Annotated in this window: 20 protein-coding genes; 3 read left to right on the top strand and 17 right to left on the bottom strand. The window is 35.8% G+C overall.

All coding sequences use genetic code 11. The features are described from left to right. Positions 1-25: 25 nt before the first annotated feature. Complete coding sequence (locus AYC65_RS01555; protein ID WP_034866136.1) at positions 26-1,558, bottom strand: aldehyde dehydrogenase family protein; 1,533 nt, start codon at positions 1,556-1,558, stop codon at positions 26-28. A gap of 186 nt (positions 1,559-1,744) precedes the next feature. On the opposite strand from AYC65_RS01555, the gene AYC65_RS01550 reads away from it, so the two are divergent. Next, complete coding sequence (locus tag AYC65_RS01550) at positions 1,745-2,668, top strand: AraC family transcriptional regulator (RefSeq protein WP_034866138.1); 924 nt, start codon at positions 1,745-1,747, stop codon at positions 2,666-2,668. A gap of 215 nt (positions 2,669-2,883) precedes the next feature. On the opposite strand, the gene AYC65_RS01545 is transcribed toward AYC65_RS01550, so the two are convergent. The 7 genes from AYC65_RS01545 to AYC65_RS01515 all read right to left on the bottom strand — a co-directional run bounded on the left by AYC65_RS01545 (position 2,884) and on the right by AYC65_RS01515 (position 8,347). Next, positions 2,884-3,180: a type II toxin-antitoxin system RelE/ParE family toxin gene (locus AYC65_RS01545; RefSeq protein WP_034866141.1), complete on the bottom strand. Its 297-nt coding sequence runs from the start codon at positions 3,178-3,180 to the stop codon at positions 2,884-2,886. Beyond that, entirely contained in the window at positions 3,162-3,386 is a 225-nt protein-coding gene (locus AYC65_RS01540) for a hypothetical protein (RefSeq protein ID WP_234300216.1), read from the bottom strand. Before AYC65_RS01540 ends, AYC65_RS01545 begins: the two co-directional genes overlap by 19 nt. Before the next feature lie 67 nt (positions 3,387-3,453). Continuing rightward, entirely contained in the window at positions 3,454-4,656 is a 1,203-nt protein-coding gene (locus tag AYC65_RS01535) for an acyltransferase family protein (RefSeq protein WP_034866146.1), read from the bottom strand. Between the two features lie 112 nt (positions 4,657-4,768). Further along, entirely contained in the window at positions 4,769-6,097 is a 1,329-nt protein-coding gene (locus AYC65_RS01530; RefSeq protein ID WP_034866149.1) for a hydroxymethylglutaryl-CoA synthase family protein, read from the bottom strand. 115 nt (positions 6,098-6,212) lie between these two features. Next, positions 6,213-6,581: a DUF4377 domain-containing protein gene (locus tag AYC65_RS01525; protein ID WP_034866152.1), complete on the bottom strand. Its 369-nt coding sequence runs from the start codon at positions 6,579-6,581 to the stop codon at positions 6,213-6,215. A gap of 83 nt (positions 6,582-6,664) precedes the next feature. Further along, positions 6,665-7,168 (bottom strand): 5-(carboxyamino)imidazole ribonucleotide mutase, encoded by a 504-nt coding sequence (gene purE / locus AYC65_RS01520; protein WP_034866155.1) that lies wholly within the window; start codon positions 7,166-7,168, stop codon positions 6,665-6,667. Positions 7,169-7,216: 48 nt separating this feature from the next. After that, positions 7,217-8,347, bottom strand: coding sequence for a DUF6630 family protein (locus AYC65_RS01515; RefSeq protein ID WP_034866158.1), 1,131 nt, complete (start codon positions 8,345-8,347; stop codon positions 7,217-7,219). A 93-nt stretch (positions 8,348-8,440) separates the two neighbouring features. Between AYC65_RS01515 and AYC65_RS01510 the strand changes: the two genes are divergently transcribed. After that, positions 8,441-9,340 (top strand): DMT family transporter, encoded by a 900-nt coding sequence (locus AYC65_RS01510; protein WP_034866161.1) that lies wholly within the window; start codon positions 8,441-8,443, stop codon positions 9,338-9,340. A gap of 158 nt (positions 9,341-9,498) precedes the next feature. Here AYC65_RS01510 and rluF read toward each other — a convergent pair whose 3' ends face one another. From rluF to gloA2, 5 genes are read right to left on the bottom strand one after another with little or no spacing between them, the layout of a single operon-like run. Continuing rightward, positions 9,499-10,221, bottom strand: a complete 723-nt coding sequence (rluF, locus tag AYC65_RS01505; protein ID WP_034866299.1) for a 23S rRNA pseudouridine(2604) synthase RluF — start codon at positions 10,219-10,221, stop codon at positions 9,499-9,501. Between the two features lie 16 nt (positions 10,222-10,237). After that, positions 10,238-11,347 carry a 5-(carboxyamino)imidazole ribonucleotide synthase gene (locus AYC65_RS01500; RefSeq protein ID WP_034866163.1) on the bottom strand — a complete coding sequence of 370 codons (1,110 nt, stop codon included), beginning with the start codon at positions 11,345-11,347 and terminating at the stop codon, positions 10,238-10,240. A 57-nt stretch (positions 11,348-11,404) separates the two neighbouring features. Further along, positions 11,405-11,872 carry a nuclear transport factor 2 family protein gene (locus tag AYC65_RS01495; RefSeq protein ID WP_034866165.1) on the bottom strand — a complete coding sequence of 156 codons (468 nt, stop codon included), beginning with the start codon at positions 11,870-11,872 and terminating at the stop codon, positions 11,405-11,407. Between the two features lie 4 nt (positions 11,873-11,876). Beyond that, positions 11,877-12,413, bottom strand: coding sequence for a DUF1543 domain-containing protein (locus AYC65_RS01490; protein ID WP_034866168.1), 537 nt, complete (start codon positions 12,411-12,413; stop codon positions 11,877-11,879). Between the two features lie 46 nt (positions 12,414-12,459). Continuing rightward, positions 12,460-12,837, bottom strand: a complete 378-nt coding sequence (gene gloA2 / locus AYC65_RS01485; RefSeq protein ID WP_034866170.1) for an SMU1112c/YaeR family gloxylase I-like metalloprotein — start codon at positions 12,835-12,837, stop codon at positions 12,460-12,462. 239 nt (positions 12,838-13,076) lie between these two features. Here gloA2 and endOF1 point away from each other — a divergent pair, with 239 nt between their 5' ends. Then, complete coding sequence (gene endOF1 / locus AYC65_RS01480) at positions 13,077-14,096, top strand: endo-beta-N-acetylglucosaminidase F1 (RefSeq protein WP_034866176.1); 1,020 nt, start codon at positions 13,077-13,079, stop codon at positions 14,094-14,096. 102 nt (positions 14,097-14,198) lie between these two features. Here the strand turns inward: endOF1 and AYC65_RS01475 are convergent, their stop codons facing one another. The 4 genes from AYC65_RS01475 to AYC65_RS01460 form a co-directional block, all read right to left on the bottom strand. Further along, a complete protein-coding gene (locus AYC65_RS01475; protein WP_234300215.1) occupies positions 14,199-14,651 on the bottom strand; it encodes an ABC transporter in 453 nt (150 codons plus the stop codon). 100 nt (positions 14,652-14,751) lie between these two features. Next, the gene (locus tag AYC65_RS01470) at positions 14,752-15,249 is read right to left on the bottom strand and encodes a DUF2867 domain-containing protein (RefSeq protein ID WP_034866179.1); all 498 of its coding nucleotides are present in this window, start codon (positions 15,247-15,249) and stop codon (positions 14,752-14,754) included. 1 nt (position 15,250) lies between these two features. Beyond that, positions 15,251-16,123 carry a subclass B3 metallo-beta-lactamase GOB-7 gene (locus AYC65_RS01465; protein ID WP_034866180.1) on the bottom strand — a complete coding sequence of 291 codons (873 nt, stop codon included), beginning with the start codon at positions 16,121-16,123 and terminating at the stop codon, positions 15,251-15,253. An 11-nt stretch (positions 16,124-16,134) separates the two neighbouring features. Continuing rightward, on the bottom strand, positions 16,135-17,190 hold the full coding sequence (locus tag AYC65_RS01460; RefSeq protein WP_034866182.1) for a diphosphomevalonate decarboxylase: 1,056 nt from the start codon (positions 17,188-17,190) through the stop codon (positions 16,135-16,137). Positions 17,191-17,198: the final 8 nt, after the last annotated feature.

The raw sequence follows: 17,198 nt of genomic DNA, 5'->3' as shown, positions 1-17,198 counted from the left end.
AGGTTTAGTTGCTCAAACACACTATTTAAAAAAAGCCTAATTTGTTCTTATTATAAGAGATCAGCATATTTTTGGTCTGGCGGTAATGGTCAAGCATCATTTTATGATTTTCTCTTCCGATTCCAGATTGTTTATATCCTCCAAACGGTGCTCCTGCAGGATAAGAATGATACTGATTCACCCATACTCTTCCAGCTTCAACTGCTCTCGGAATACGGTATAATTGGTGTGCATCCCGTGTCCACACACCTGCACCCAGTCCATAGATGGTATCGTTTGCAATAGCAATTGCTTCTTCTTCATCTTTAAAAGTCGTAACGGCCAGTACTGGTCCAAAGATTTCTTCCTGGAAAATTCTCATCTTATTATTTCCTCTGAATAGTGTTGGCTGGATATAGAATCCATCTTCCAGACCTTCACCTACATTATTCACGTCTCCTCCTGTTAATACTTCTGCTCCTTCTTCTTTTCCGAGGTTTATATAAGACAATATTTTATCTTTCTGAATCTGAGAGGCCTGTGCCCCCATCATTACAGTCGGATCCAACGGATTTCCAACTTTAATTTTGTTCACACGGTCTATGACTCTTTCAATAAATGCATCATAAATATCTTCCTGAACCAGTAATCTGGATGGACAGGTACAGATTTCACCTTGGTTAAGAGCAAATAAAACGGCTCCTTCAATAGCTTTATCCAGGAACTCGTCATCTGCATCCATTACCGAATTAAAGAATATATTTGGCGATTTACCTCCTAATTCCAGTGTTACAGGAATAATGTTTTCTGTAGCATACTGCATTACCATACGACCTGTTGCTGTAGATCCTGTAAATGCTGCTTTAGATACTTTAGGATTGGTAACCAATACACGCCCAAGCTCTGCCCCAAAGCCATTAACAATATTAACAACACCATCAGGAATAAGATCTCCGATTAGTTCCATTAAAACCATAATAGATACGGGTGTACTTTCTGCAGGTTTCAGAACCACACAGTTCCCTGCAGCTAATGCCGGCGCTAATTTCCACACAGCCATAAGAATCGGAAAGTTCCATGGAATAATCTGAGCGATAACCCCTAAAGGTTCATTTACAATTAGTGAAACGGTATCTTTATCCAGTTCATTATGTGAACCTTCTTCTGCTCTGATAACGCTTGCAAAATATCTGAAATGATCAATTGCCAACGGAATATCCGCAGCCAGTGTCTCCCGAACAGCTTTTCCATTATCTACGGTTTCCACAGCAGCAATATAATCCAGATTTTGTTCTATACGATCTGCAATTTTGTTCAGCATAATACTGCGCTCTGTAGCAGATGTATTTTTCCACGATTTAAAAGCTTCATAAGCTGTATCAACTGCCAGCGCAGTATCTTCTTTAGTAGAGTGTGCTACTTTAGTAAAAACTTTTCCATCTATTGGTGAAACCACATCGAAATAACCACCTAATACCGGGGCTGTAAATTTACCACCGATATAATTATCATATTTTGCCTTGAACTCAGGTCTTTTTAGTGCTTTATCTTCTGCAAGCACAGCTTCTGTAGTACTCATAATTATTTTTTTAAAATCTCCTTCAACCGAAGTTATCTACTCTATGACCAAACACATAGCATAATATTCCATTTTTATAGCACAATAATCTTTACCTGTTAATTTTATCATTTCATTAACAATACTTTATGGATCTGTTTGATTTTTATTTAATACTTTTATAAATCACAGTTAAAAAAAGGAGTCATGGAAAATGCAAAGTCTTTGGTAAATACACTTGCACTTTTAAAAGAAAATCAGCTTTCTAATTTTATAGAGAACAAGACGACCTTTGGTATGCAAAATTGTGAGTTCAGCATTTATGAAACCCACAGAAGTGCTTCTAATGTGAAGCTGAACTTTGAAAACCTCACTTTTACCGGAATGCTTCAGGGAAAAAAACGAATGAAGCTGGACGGGAAAACGGATTATTTCGAATATCTTCCGGGGGAAAGCGTTTTGGTAGCCCCTGGTGAAACTATGATTATTGATTTTCCGGAAGCTGATAAGACTCCATCGCAGTGTATTACCCTAAGCTTTAATCCTGACTTTGTGGAAAATTCTCTGAATGAACTTAACTTCCGGTCGCCAAAAGTAGATGAGGCTTCTAACTGGAATATTTCTATGGATGAATTCTACCTTTTTAATACTCCTGCTTTGGCACTTACCACTAATAATATTATTCGTATAGCTATGGATGACAACCCTCAGAAGGATGTTATGGCAGACTTTGCGTTGAAAGAATTATTAATCCGGCTAATGCAGACACAAGGCCGAAACCTTGTTGAGAAATGCCTTATAAAAAGCAAGTCCCACATTGGATTTGCTATTGAGTTTATCAAAAAGAATCTGCACCAAAAACTTACAATAGATCAGATTGCAAATGTTGCCTATGTAAGCAAATCTAATTTCTTTAAAATGTTTAAAGAAGAGTTGGGAATTTCACCTAACAGATTTATTCTGGCAGAACGTATAAAAAAAGCAAAAGAACTTCTGGCCAGACATGAAAGCATAAAAGAAGTTGCTTTCCAGACTGGTTTTGCGGACACCAATTACTTTACCCGGATTTTTAGGCAGCATGAGGGAATCACTCCTAAAATATTTCAGGATTCTATAGAATTAAAATTCTAGGATTTTAATTTACAGGATTGTTTTGCCAAGTTATTGGTTTAGTGTATTTATTAGCCTGTTTAATTTTAATTCAAAAAAACATTAAGCTTTGATAGTTCTCGTTAGGCTCACTATAGATTGAACTCGGCCTGACATCTCTAAAATAAAAATCTTTTTGGAGAACAATGTTATTCTGAGCCAAGCCTGTAATGAGCTTGACGAATTATCGAAGAGTATCAAACTTGTAATGAGTTTTCATCTCTTCTTCCATCCCAGAGGGTTAAAACTTTCAAATAGTTTTCATCAAATTCATAGAAAAGCAGATAGTCACGAATAATCTTTACCCGAACATTTTCCAAATTAGTTTTGCGTCCTATACCAGGATTTTCAGCAACCTGCTTTATAGTGCTTATTATAAGTTTGTTTAGTTTAATACTAAACTTTTTGGATTTATTTCTTTCAATCCAGTATTCAAGAATAGCTTTTCGTTCAAGATTTGCTTTTTGCGTCCAGATTATTTTCCTTGCAGCCATTCATCAATATCCTTATTTGCTTGCTCATCTGTTAAATAATCATCCTGAGCTGCTTCAATAATTCTTTTATTTTGTGCATCACTTAACTGAAAAATACCCTGATCTAATTCAAAGTCTAATATCTTTTGAATTTCTTCAACTATACGTGCCTCCTTGAGCCTGGTTATTTTATTTATTATGTCAATTTTTAGTTCTGCTGTATTCATTTCCATCAATTTACTTCAAATTTACAAATTTTAATTTCCTGATTACATTATTATTCGAGCGCAATATTTACACTTTAATATAGATCTTCTTTTTATCCAGCCAGTAGGCCAATAGCCAACAGAATCCAAGAAAAATAAGTGCATATAGAAAAGACCCAAGCTCTGGTGAATAGGATATCGGCTCACATACATGCTTATGAAACCACCCCAATGGCGAAAAATATTTTATTTTCCCTTTATCATCCATTCCATTTTCAAGTCTGATGAGACTGAATAATCTAGGTACTACTCCACTGATAACATATATAAATAAGGGGTTCTTACCAAATACATCAAAGAATTTCATTAATTTATTTCTTATCTCAAGAATTTCAATAAACCATATTAACACTCCCAGAACTGTTATAGCCAACCCTGTAGTCAGCAAGGTATAGGAACTACTCCATATCTTCTTATTGTATGGAAAGTCTAATTGCCATACATAAGAAATAAATAATGCTATAATCCCCAGGACAAAAAGCCCAGACAACATAGAGTAGATACTATTTTCTTTCAGAGATTTCCCAAACCATTGAATATTGCCTTTCTTCTGAATATAATTGCCTATCAGATAACCGAATAAAACCTGTGGAATTGCAGGAATAGTACTAAATAAACCTTCAGGATCAAAAGGAACTCCTTCTCCTTTGTATTCATGTGCTATTCCCAATATGCTATGATCTATTGATACACCGATAAAACCTTCTATACTATATGGATCTGCTCCGCCCAACAATGAGGTGAGTAAACAGTAAATAACCAGCAATGCACCACTAATCCATAAAACCATTTTCTCTTTGAAGTAATAGGCAATAACCGATGCAAAAAAGTAAGCAATGGCAATTCTTTGCAGTACTCCCATAATACGAACTCCACTTCCATCAGAGCTTTCCCAGCTTATAAAGCTTAAACTATCATGATTCCATTTAAAAAAAGGGCACCAGTTAAGAAACAATCCTATACCAAAGATTAATAATGTTCTTTTAATCACCTTTTTCCAAAAAACGGAGCTATTCTGCTGTTGAAATTTAGGTATCACAAAAGTCATAGCGTTTCCTACTGCAAAAAGAAAAAATGGAAAAACCAGATCCGTAGGGGTACAGCCATGCCATTTAGCATGTTCTAAAGGTGGGTATATCGCAGACCAGGTTCCTGGATTATTTACTAAAATCATTAGTGCTACCGTGGCACCACGAAATACATCTAAGGAGTAATAACGGGCTGATTTCATTCAGAAGTAATAAAGTTTAACTATAATATTTCTATATTCTAACAAATATAGCTAAATACTTTACAGAATAGACAAATAAGAAACCGCAGATAAACTGCGGTTTCTTTAGCTATTATTTATATTTATAATATCGAGCTCCTTTCAGAACCGGATTTTCAGCTTCTGTATAATCCAGTTTAAATCCTTTTTTATCAGCTGCAACAGAGTCTTCAGTCTGTTTGCGGTGAAGCTTTTCGTAAGTAGCAAAATCAATGGATTGACGTTCCTTCAGATTTTCGAAGAGATTCCATTTTTCAACAACACTTTTCCAGTTAGCGCCTATTGTAGCTTCGAAAACTTTTGACTTAGAACCGCTCCCGTAAGCAAAGAAGCCTATTTTCTTTCCGCTAAGATCTTCACCTTCATTAGCAGATACCTGCAGTGCAGACAGTAATGCCATAAATACTGAAGCTGTATACATGTTACCGATTTCTGAGGATGCACGTTGAGAAGTTTCTATTTTTTCATTTACCAGAGCCTTATAAGCATCACTTCCGGCAACAGCTTTCAGGTCTTCATTTGTAGCGTGAGGCAGGTTGTTTTCGATAGCGAAAATTTCACTAAAAATTCTTTTACCATGGAATGCGTAAGGTAAGTGAAATATCAGAAATCTCCAGTCTGCAAATGCATTTCCGGAAACGCCTTTCTCTTCTTTAAAGTGCTGGTAAGCTTCACGGATTCTGTCTTTAAAACATTCGTTTGAATATTGTCCGTCGAAAACAGGTTCATCGGAGAATACTTCAATTTTATCAGGAAAACTTTCCGGAGCATTATTCAGATCTGTTTTATTATAGTGTCTTCTTGGCTTGAAGAAATCAAAAACACTTTCCATTCCTACTCCCCAATGATTCTCTATTTCCAACAAATCTGGTTTGGAAGATACTAATAAAGCTACAGCTCCGCCTCCTTGTGTATATTCTCCACCTGAAGCTAATTCATATTTTGCATAGTCTGATGCTATAACAACTGCTTTCTTATCAGGATTTACTCTTACAAAATCAATAGCGTTTTGCAAAGCATCTACTCCACCAATACAAGCAAAGGTCATATCTAAAGTATCGCAGTTTTTGAAACTACGGCTTCCATATTCGTCTTCTAAAGCCTGTTCTACCATTTGTACAGCAAGGGTTGCTGTAGGCTTTGCGGCATCCAGAGCACTTTCTGTTCCCAGATATACTCTGCTGATTTCTTTCGGATTGATATTGTAATCATTGATCAACCTCAACAAAGCTTCTGCGGCAAATGTCGCAGCATCTTCATGTACATCCGGAAAAGCCATTTTGTGGAGGCCTAGTCCTTTCTCAAGTTTTAATGGATCAATTCCTCTATTCTCTGCTAACTCTTTAATTTCCAAATACAAATGCGGCACATAATAAGAAGCCGCCTCAACTCCAACTTTCATAAATATTAGTTTTTGTAAAAAACCCTACGAAGTTAGGGAGTTGAATTTAAAAAGAAAAAAATATGGCGTACTATTTTATCACAGTACGCCATAATTATTGATGTTGTTTTTCTGTTTATTGAGGTAAATCCTCTGATATTTTCTGTTTTTTCGAAACTACTTTCTCCAGAATATATCTTATAGAAGAAGCATCCGCAGGTGGATTAGCTACTTTTTCTTTTTTTACTTTCAATACATATTCGTATCCAGGTTCATAAGTAAAACCTTCAACCGACTGATACATATAACTCCAGGTTTTAGCCTCTCCTTCTTTTACCAAATAGCATTTTTGCTTTCCTACACCAGTACAGTCAACTTGTTTTGAAGCCACTACAAATATTTCAGCATCATTTCCTTTAGCTGTCTTTTGTACATTACACTGCTGAAGTGCAAAAAGTCCTAATCCGGCAACAAATAGTTTACTAACTGTAAGTATTTTTTTCATAGAATTTATATTTGCGGCCTTAAAGACAAGAACCGTGCTAAAATTCTAATTTGAGCTATTTTTTTTGAAAAAAAATAAAAACATTACTGATCGTAGTGGTTAGGATGCTGTGCTTTAATGACATCCACAGTTCCTAAAACTTTATCTTTTAATGCGTCTTGATATTGCTGTAATTTTTCTGCAACCTGTTCATCTGCACTTCCTATTATTTTAGCAGCCAGGATACCTGCATTCAAGGCACCGTTCAATGCTACTGTTGCCACCGGAATACCACCTGGCATTTGCAGAATAGAAAGAACAGAGTCCCATCCGTCTATAGAATTACTGGATAAAATTGGAACTCCTATTACCGGAAGGGTCGTACAGCTTGCCACCATTCCGGGAAGGTGTGCCGCACCTCCTGCTCCGGCAACAATTACTTTCAGACCTCTCTGTTTTGCTGACTTAGCATACTCGAACATACGCTCCGGTGTTCTGTGTGCAGAAACAACCGTGAGTTCATACGGAATACCTAAATCATTAAGGAAATTGGCTGCCTGTTCCATAATTGGTAAGTCGCTTTGACTTCCCATAATAATTCCGATCATGTTTACTTTTTTTTAGATGGTCAAAGATAATGAAATTGAAAGGAAAGCCTATCGTAATTGCTCTATTCCTAAAGCCATTTTAGCAGAAAGATTAAGCAGAGGTACGACATTTTCTTTTTTCACCAAAAAGAAGCCATAGGAATCTCCAAGAGTATTCATATTCATCAACTCAAGGTCCCTTTCCGCTAAAGCTTTCTGTATATAAGGAAAAAGATCGTGGCTGTATGTTTCTTCAGGATAATTGAAATTCCATCTTTCATCCAAAAATGACTCGATAATTCCTTCAATATCCTCCGGATCAAATTTCCAGTCGCTGTACCAATAATTATCTTCATGAATAATCTCAAACCTTAATGGGAAATAACCATCATCATAATACTCCCAATCTTCATCTTTTTCCTCCAGTTCTGCAATCAGTTCATCTTTATCTCTATAATTCTGCTCATACAGATATCGAGCCTTTTCTTCTAAATCTTCAATCTCCCAGTAATTTGCTAAACCCAGAACGTCTTTAAAGTCCTGCAATGTAATTTCTCTGGAAACTCTGACGTTCGGGTATTTATCTGTAATGCCTTTGTTAATCTCTACTCCAGTTTCCAGAGACATAGCTGCCAATACTTTTTCAAGCTCAGCTACAGCTGGTTTTATTTCAGAATCCGGATTATTAAGATCAACAATATCAATTGAATCGAGTAATCCTGCAATACTATAATCCATACCTCTCTTGTAAAAAATACGATAAGCATTTATTTCCTCTCCATCGCCTACGATTACGAAAAGCACATAGAATTTGTGGAGTGCACTTTTAAAATAGCTTTGTTCTTCTTCAGAAGGATCTGTTCGGAAATTGAACTGCATAAGATTATATTGTCCGTCATTTTTCAACCATTCTTCTGTATCTATAAGACCAATCTCTGCTTTTTCATGGACTTTATTCAGTAGCTCATAAAAGTTAGAAAATCCATTATTCTTCAACACATTCAGATCAGTCTCACTATTCTTATAAGAGTTTGGGATTTCATACCAGATCATTTCTGCGACTTTATGCTGCCCTTCCACCAGTGTTTCTACATAACTATTCTCTTCCTGCAGATATATAAAAAGTTTATAAAAACTTTCGAAGTCAAAGTTGTATTTACTATGTTCTATTTTTTTCTTTTTTCTAAAAGGATTCCACATATTAAATTATCTTTTTGAGCACTTGTATTTCCTTACTACAGGCTAAAATATAAAAACTAATAATATCTTTGCAATACTTTATTCCAATCCATTTTGAGAGACTATAAATTACTATTTGCTATTCTGACGGTGGCCATCGTCTGGGGAACTACTTTTTTGGGGATACGTGTTGCAGTGGAAAGTATTCCCGGATGGTTTGTCGCAGGCATACGCCAGCTTCTGGCTGCAATTATAATGGGTACAATTCTTATATTCCGTAAAGAACTGAAATGGATTGGCTGGAAAAATTTAAGATATCAGATTATTTTTTCTACTCTTATGCTTATAGGTGCGAATGGACTAACTACAGTTGCGGAAGAGAACGTAACAAGTAGTCTTGCATCTCTGATTAGTGCCTGTGCCCCTATCCTGGTTTTTCTGGGAAGTTTGGCTGTAGGATTGCAGAAATTTAGCTTTCGGGCAATGACAGGAATCCTGATTTGTTTTTTTGGGATTATCTTCATTTTCTGGGACGGATTAAAAGATCTGGCTAATCCAAGCTACAGAAATGGTATTCTTCTCATGTTCTGTGCTATTTCAGGATGGGCATCAGGAACGATCTTTACTAAAAAAATGAATATACAAAGCGGCAATATCTCATTGAACTTATTTTATCAATTCGCTTTTGCAGGAATTGTACAGATTATATTAGCCTTTATATTTTCGGACAATTACAATTTTGGAAACTGGACACTAAAAAGTATATCGGCTATGATCTATCTTGCGGTTTTTGGGTCTGTGACTGCTTTTTTCGCTTTTCACTATGCACTCACCAAAATCACGCCGATACAGGTTTCCATATTAGCTTATATCAATACCATTATTGCTATATTCTTAGGCTGGTTACTTTTGGACGAAGAAATTTCTGTGAAGTTTATTATAGCAGCATGCCTCATTATCTGCGGTGTGTTTATTACGAACTATAAACCAAAATCTGAACGCAGGCTAACATAATATATCAACACCAAGACACAAACTATATTTAAATTTGGTTTTAAGGCACAAATTGCCTCGCACATTGATATAATATCTAGTGTCTTTGTGTTTGTAAATATTTTTAATACGTTTTGTATGAGAATAATAAAAAAAGAGCACTAAAGTGCTCTTTTATTTTAATCTATTGTTTTGTGAGAATCCTCCAGCAGGTTATTCAGATCTTTTAATTCCTGAGCGCTTAAATCCCGCCATTTACCAATTGGTAAATCCAGTCTGATATTTATAATACGGATACGTTTCAGCTTTTTCACTTCGTAACCCAGAAATTCACACATTCTCCGGATCTGACGGTTCAGTCCCTGTGTAAGAACAATTCTGAATGTAAAATTATCAATCTGCTCTACTTCACATTTTTTAGTAACAGTATCCAAAATAGGCACTCCGTTTCTCATTTTATCCAAAAACTTCAGCGTTATCGGCTGGTTTACTCTTACCAGGTATTCTTTACCATGATTATTCCGGGAACGGAGGATCTTATTTACAATATCACCATCCGATGTCAGCAAAATTAATCCTTCACTTGGCTTGTCCAGTCGTCCAATTGGGAAAATACGTTTAGGATGTTTAATATAATCAATGATGTTGTTCTTTTCTCGCTTGGTATCGGTTGTACAAACAATACCTACAGGCTTATTGAAAGCTATATAAACATGTTCTTCATCTGTTTTACGGATAGAAACTCCATCCACAAAGATTTCATCTTCATCCGAAACTTTAGTCCCCATTTCCGGAAGCTTTCCGTTTATCGTAATTCTGCCTTCTTCCAATAACTTGTCTGCTGCTCTTCTGGAACAGTAGCCTACTTCTGAAAGGTATTTGTTGATACGTGTTTTTTCCAAGTTTTTATATTCTGTATTATTCTGCAATTACCTGCACCATTTCTTTTATCTTCACCAGCTTCTCCATTAATTCTTCACGGGAATCAGCCAGTACATTAATATGCCCCATTTTTCTGCCCGGTTTGGTTTCTGTCTTACCGTATAAGTGAATGTATGTTTTTGGTAGTTTTAGTACTTCATCTAATCCTGCATATACTACTTTTCCGGAGAAACCATCAGCCCCAACAAGATTAAGCATTCCGCTAAAAGTAACGGCATCTGTGTCGGCTAATGGTAAGTTTTTCACTACACGATACATTTGCTCGAACTGTGAATTGGCGTTACCCTCCTGACTCTGATGCCCAGAATTATGCAATCTAGGTGCAGTTTCGTTCACCCATACTTTACCATCTTTATCCAAAAATAATTCGATAGCAAATAATCCCGGAGAATTAATTGCTACCAAGAACTTATCTGTAATTGCTGAAATCTGGTTTTGTATATCCTCAGTCAGCGTTGTCGGACAAATATTGAAATCTAACAGATTAAGTCTAGGATCTGCAACCATTTCAGTTACCGGGAAGGTTTTGGTTTCACCATTTTCATTTCTGGCTACTATCACCGCTAATTCCTTATCTATATCTACAAGGCTTTCCAGTACAGACGGAGCATCCCATAGCTTCTGAAGATCTTCTTCAGTACGGATTACCTGTACTCCTTTACCGTCATATCCACCAGTATTCATTTTTTGTACAAAGGGTAAAGGGAAGCTTATTTCTGATTTATTTTGTACCGTCTGAAAATCCGGACTAGGGATATTATTTTTTTTGTAAAATTCTTTCTGAAGAATTTTCTGTTGAATAATTTTAATAATTCTGGAATTAGGAACTACTTTTATACCTTGATTCTCCAATGTTTCAAGAGCATCTGCATTTACGTGTTCAATTTCAATGGTTACAACATCTTTATCTTTTCCAAAATCCAGTACTGTCTGATAATCGTTGAAACTTCCTTGTGTAAAGTAGGAGATATTATGGCATGGAGCATCGGCTGCCGGATCTAGTGTATAAAATTCGTCATCGTATTTCAGAGCACTTTGGATCAACATTCTTCCAAGCTGTCCGCCTCCTAAAATTCCTATTTTCATTATTTACTTTATTAGATTTACTTTTATATTAAGTCTTCAATGCGAAGATTGATATTTCTATTTTACAGATTCAGTTTTACCATCCTGAATGCAGCCATCTTTTCTTCGGGTATCTATAATATACTGTATTTTCCAGTCTCCATTTTCTTTAATCATCTGAAAACTGTTTACACCACAATGCGAGAATTTCCCTTGAAAATAGAACTGATAAGGAGTCCATACAGACGCCAAATTTCCATCAATATGAATGGCCGAAAAAGTGATTCTTTCTTCCAGTGTATTTTTTACAGCTTTTGCTATCGTTCTGGCAAATGCAGGAATATCTTCCGTTTTTACCTCTCCGTTTTTCATTATAGTCTGTAAAATTGCCTGCTTGGTAAAACTTGATTTAATACCTGTCGAGTCGGAATTCTTCATCGCTGTAAAGAGCTTATTAACTCCGGCTTTCACAGCTTCGGTTTCTGAAATCTGAGAGAAAAATAAATTAAAACTTAGTCCCAGTATAAGTATGAAGCTGCTGCGCATAATATTATTTAAGTTTAAAATAGCCTAGATGCATTTCATTTTCCTGAACCTCAGCATTACTCTTTTCGAGAACAATAGTATATTTCTCTTTCATTTTCTTTGGAAGAATATCGCTGACATTAAAGATATCGTCGATATCCACACCATGCTTATCATCGATGTGGCTTACCGCTCCTTCAAATCCCATTTGCTGATAAAACTCTGTCTGCTTTACTCTTTTTACAATTTCACCCATTGAGGTTCCTACCATCAGATGCTGTTCGTGAAATTCTTCAAAGAAACCAGGCTTATAACCTCCCAGATTGATAAAATATAATTGGTCTTCAGATTTTTGTGTTCCTCTTTCTACAATTTTCACTTCATAACCATCTGCAAATTTTACTTCCTGATGACAGTCAATATGAATTTTGGCTTCTTTCCAGAATTCTTTCATATCCGGAATAAGCTCATCCAGCGTCTCTGCAATTCCAAAAAATACGTCGTGTTGTTCGATATTTCTTCCTTCAGGAGTAGCACCAAGGATTACATAGAATAATTTCATAGCTCTTTCTTTGCAAAAATAGTGAAATATTATGCTTCCCTGAAAATCAGATCTTATAAAATTCCAGCGGCAGCTGATCCGGATCTTGGGTGAAAAAGAATTCTTTATCGGTGAATTCGTCAATACGGACGTCTTCGCATACCAATCCTTTTTTTATTAATTCTTCTCTTTTGGAATTTACATTCTCTACAGCGAAAGCCAAATGTCTTAATCCACAAGCTTCTGGTCTGGACGGACGTTTAGGCGGGTCCGGAAAGGAAAATAATTCGATAACATAATGATCTCCTATTGCAAGATCCAACTTATAGGATTGTCTTTCCTCTCTATAAACTTCACGGATAATATTGAGTCCTAAAATATCTGTATAAAACTTTTTGGAAACCTGATAGTCCGAACAAATAATGGCAATATGATGAATGTACATTTTAAAATTTTTATGATTAATTCTGTTTATTTACGGGAACCACACCCTACACAGGTACTACAAATTCAACAAATATTTACTTTAGTTTAAAAATTAACACTGATTCAGATTTAATATTACGATTAATTTATAATTTTACATAAAACACTCTTAAATCCATATTAAAATTCCCAAACAGGGGAATAAATATTATGACACCCGTCAAAATATAAAACCAAATTAACATAAAATATATCACTATGAAAAAATTTATTAACCAATTTTCAGCCAGTCTGAAGAATAACATCTTAGTATTCCTGGCTTTTCCTTTTGTGTGGACTTCATGTGCACGAGATAATCCACTCTCTTCTGAAAATAGTAATATTTCACCAAATGCTGCAGCAAGAGCAGCGGTAACTGGTACAACAAAAGCGAATATTAAATTATTCAGTTTTACAGAAGTAAATGACACCAATCCTCTTAACAATCTGAATTTCACACTAAAGAACAGTGGAAAACCATTGGTGGATATGGTTGTTTTGTTTTCTGCTAATATCAATTACGATGCTGCTAATGATAAGGTGTTTGTAAGTAATAATCCCAATGTACAACACCTGCTAACCAATCGTGCTAAATACCTGAAACCTTTACAGGACAAGGGTATAAAAGTGATACTAAGTATATTAGGAAACCATGACAGATCAGGCATTGCAAATCTTTCAACAGCACGGGCAAAAGCATTTGCCCAGGAACTTAAGAATACATGCGATCTGTATAATCTGGATGGTGTATTTTTTGATGATGAATATTCTGCCTATCAAACTCCGCCGCCTTCTGGCTTTGTAACGCCATCCAATAATGCTGCTGCGCGTCTGGCTTACGAAACTAAGCAAGCCATGCCAAATAAACTGGTAACGGTCTATGTATACAGCAGGACGTCTTCTTTCCCTACTGCTGTTGATGGTGTAAATGCTGGCAGCTATGTAGACTATGCCATTCATGATTATGGTGGCAGCTATGATTTAGCTACAAATTATCCGGGGCTTGCAAAATCAGGTATGGTCATGTCTTCTCAGGAATTTAACCAGGGCAGATACGCTACAGCCCAGGCACTGAGAAATATTGTTACAAAAGGTTATGGAGGTCATATGATATTTGCAATGGATCCTAACCGCAGTAATTTCACTTCTGGTCAGCTTCCTGCACTTAAGCTTATTGCAAAAGAATTATACGGAGATGAACTGGTATATTCCAATACACCTTATTCTAAGGACTGGTAAAAGTTCTAACGGTAGTTTATAATAAAACAAACCTGCCTGAAAACTATGGGATGTTTTTTGGTTTCATCCTGTAAGCTTTCAGGCAGGTTCTATTGCAAAATATTATTTTAGTGGCAAAAGGACTCTTCTTGTTTTGTATTTCTTAGCAAAAGAGCGGACGATTAATGCCAACTTATAGCTATTTGTATTAAGACGCTTAAAGTCCTCTGTAATTCTTTTATTATTTTTCTTGACAATAACTAACTGTACATCTCCGCCATATAACCCGGTAGTTTCAATTCTTTTGATATCATTCCAGACAATTAATTCTCTACCGAAGATTTTTACACCTTTATCACTCAATGTCAATTCAGGAAATATATAGCCAAGAACTAACTTTATAAGGGCTCCAATAACAAAAATAGCAGCCATAAAAAGCCTTATACTTAATACATATTTCTGGTTGTTCTTCTCCATCATTATTATAGCAGGAACAACAATTACAGCCAGAATCAAAATAAACCATATTTGAATATTCGTTTTTCTGAATATAGCTTTTTCCGGAATCTGATTCATTGAACCAAATCTAAATTTACGTAAGAGCCTCCTTTCCGTTATAGCTTCTTTCCATCCTTTTTTATCTGGTAGCGGAGAATAGTTATAGATGTTATTAAAATCAGGCAAAGCTTGCTGCCATAGAATTCAACATGGATCTTACTACCAATCTGTGAAAAGGTTTAACGAAGAAAAAATACAGTCTGCCAAAAAAGTTATGGTAATGTACTCCTGTAGAAATATAAATTTTGTTTTCTGGTTGAGCATAGAGCAAGGATACTTTAAAGTCCAGATGTTTATCATCTTCTCCTAGAATAATTTCTTTTTCTTTTTTATCCAGGACTTTAAACAATCCGAATCTTTCACCTACAGCGAAATCTGATTGCTCTGCCTGCTGCATAATTTTACTTTTCTTATCAGACCCTTTTAATCCGAATATTGCAACCAGTTTATTACGCAGTGTAAAAAGTTTTTTAATCCAAGGAATGTTGCTCGTAAAGAAAGCTTTTCCTAAATCTTCCGGGCGGATATTTTTTTCAGTTTTCACTTCCTGAAAATAAACATCGGTATAATCAAATTTCTGCTTAATTAATGCTGAGAAGGAAGGTATTGTTTTCATACTATTTATCCTTTGAATCTTCTTTAATCTTTTCAAAATAATTATTTTCCAAACGCTCGAGCCTTTTAAAATAATTCTCTTTATCCATAAACAACTGTGGATTGTAAGAGTCACCTTCTTTGCGTTTGGTATGCAAATCGAACTGACTTGCATGCGAGGCAACCCAGATATCAAAATCCAGATTCTTCATCGCTTTGAAAGTATATGCGTAATCGGACTGAATACCTGGATATGCTGTAACTTCAGAAAATTTCTTATCAACAATAATGGAAGGCATATTAGCTATTAAAATCTTGTATTTCCTGTTTTCATCTTTTGTTTCAAAAATAAAACTGCAGGAACCTTTTGTATGTCCCGGATGGTGAAGCAAAGTCAGGGTTGTATTTCCCAATGTTATTTTATCCTGATCCTTCAATGTTTTGTCTGGGGTAACAGGTTTAAATGTCACACCATATTTACCTAATTCATAATCAGATTTTCCGCCTGTTCTCAGGACATCAGCATCTGCTTTATCGGCATAAAATTTCGCACCGGTTTCCGTTTTAAAATCCTGTAACGCGCCTGTATGGTCATAATGAGCCTGAGTAAGCAGCAAGATCTTAATGTCTTTATAATTAAACCCCAGCTTTTGAATATTTCCTTTTATTATTGGAAATGATTCTGCCGTTCCTGTATTAATGAGAATATTGCCTTTGTCTGTCACAATAAGGTAGGACGCCAAATCATAGGTTCCTACGTAATATAAATTACCTGCAATTCTGAATGGTTCATAAGTCTGGTTCCATTCTTTTGGCATATTCTCAGGTTCTTTTACGACCTGAGCATTCAAGCTCAAACAAACTAACAGAAAAAATAGTGTAACAAAATTTCTCATAACAATACGTTTTAGAAGCGCATTTCATCTTTTACCACTCCCCCTTTTTGAGTGAAAGGTAAAAGCTCCTGCTGAATAAATATTTTTATTTTATCACTTTCAATATCATTCGGGAACAACAGGTGGACATTAGCCCCTGCATCCAGTGTAAAGAATAGAGGTAACCCGGTAATTCTGCGGAAATCCCATATTTTGTTAATCACTTCAAGGGTTCCGGTTTTCATTAGAATAAAAGCAGGATCACTCATCATCATCATTGCATGCAGTGTAAGTGCTTCGTGTTCCGTAAGCTTTATAAAACCTTCCAGGTCTCCTGTTTTCAGTATATTTTTAAGCTTAGCAAAATTTTCATGTGCCTCCTGAAAACGCCTTTCTGCATATGGGTTTGTTTTCATCAGACCATGTCCTACTGTAGAAGAAACACTTTTCTCACCTTCATGGATCAATAGTACCCAGTCGTTGAAATTTTTGAATACCGGATGAATTTCATCATTTGGATATTGTATAGCATACAAATCTGAACTTCCTTCTGCTTCTTTTGTATTACCCCATACCACTAATCCGTTGTACAGACTACGGCAAGCGCTTCCGCTTCCCAGCCTTGCCAGGAGTGAAGCTTTTTTCAATAATTCTTCTTCACTTGTATTTCCTGAAAAAACTGCATCCAGTTGCATCAGGCATTTTGCAATAGCGCCAAATCCTGAAGCTGAACTTGCAATACCGGAACTGTGTGGAAAAGTATTTTCGGTTCTGATTACATATTTACCTTTCAGAATCCATGGTAAATACTGTTCAATATTTTTAAAGTATTTTTCAATTTTCTCAGCAAACTTTTGCTCTTCATTTCCGGCCAGAAATGTTTGTACAGAAAAGTCTTCTCCTGCTAAAAATTCCATTGTCGTATTTGTTCTGCAATGGTTCAGTGTATAACTAATACTAGGATTGGCGGGAATCTGATTTTCATATTTCCCCCAATACTTAATCAGGGCAATATTAGAAGGACAGCTTTCTGCAACCGTCTGGCTGCTGATATTAAAATTTATATTTCCTAAAAATTTTTTTTCCATAATTACTA

Source organism: Elizabethkingia bruuniana (assembly GCF_002024805.1).
GTDB lineage: Bacteria > Bacteroidota > Bacteroidia > Flavobacteriales > Weeksellaceae > Elizabethkingia > Elizabethkingia bruuniana.
Note: the sequence above shows the minus strand (reverse complement) of the source record. Positions and strands in the feature narration are given on the sequence as shown.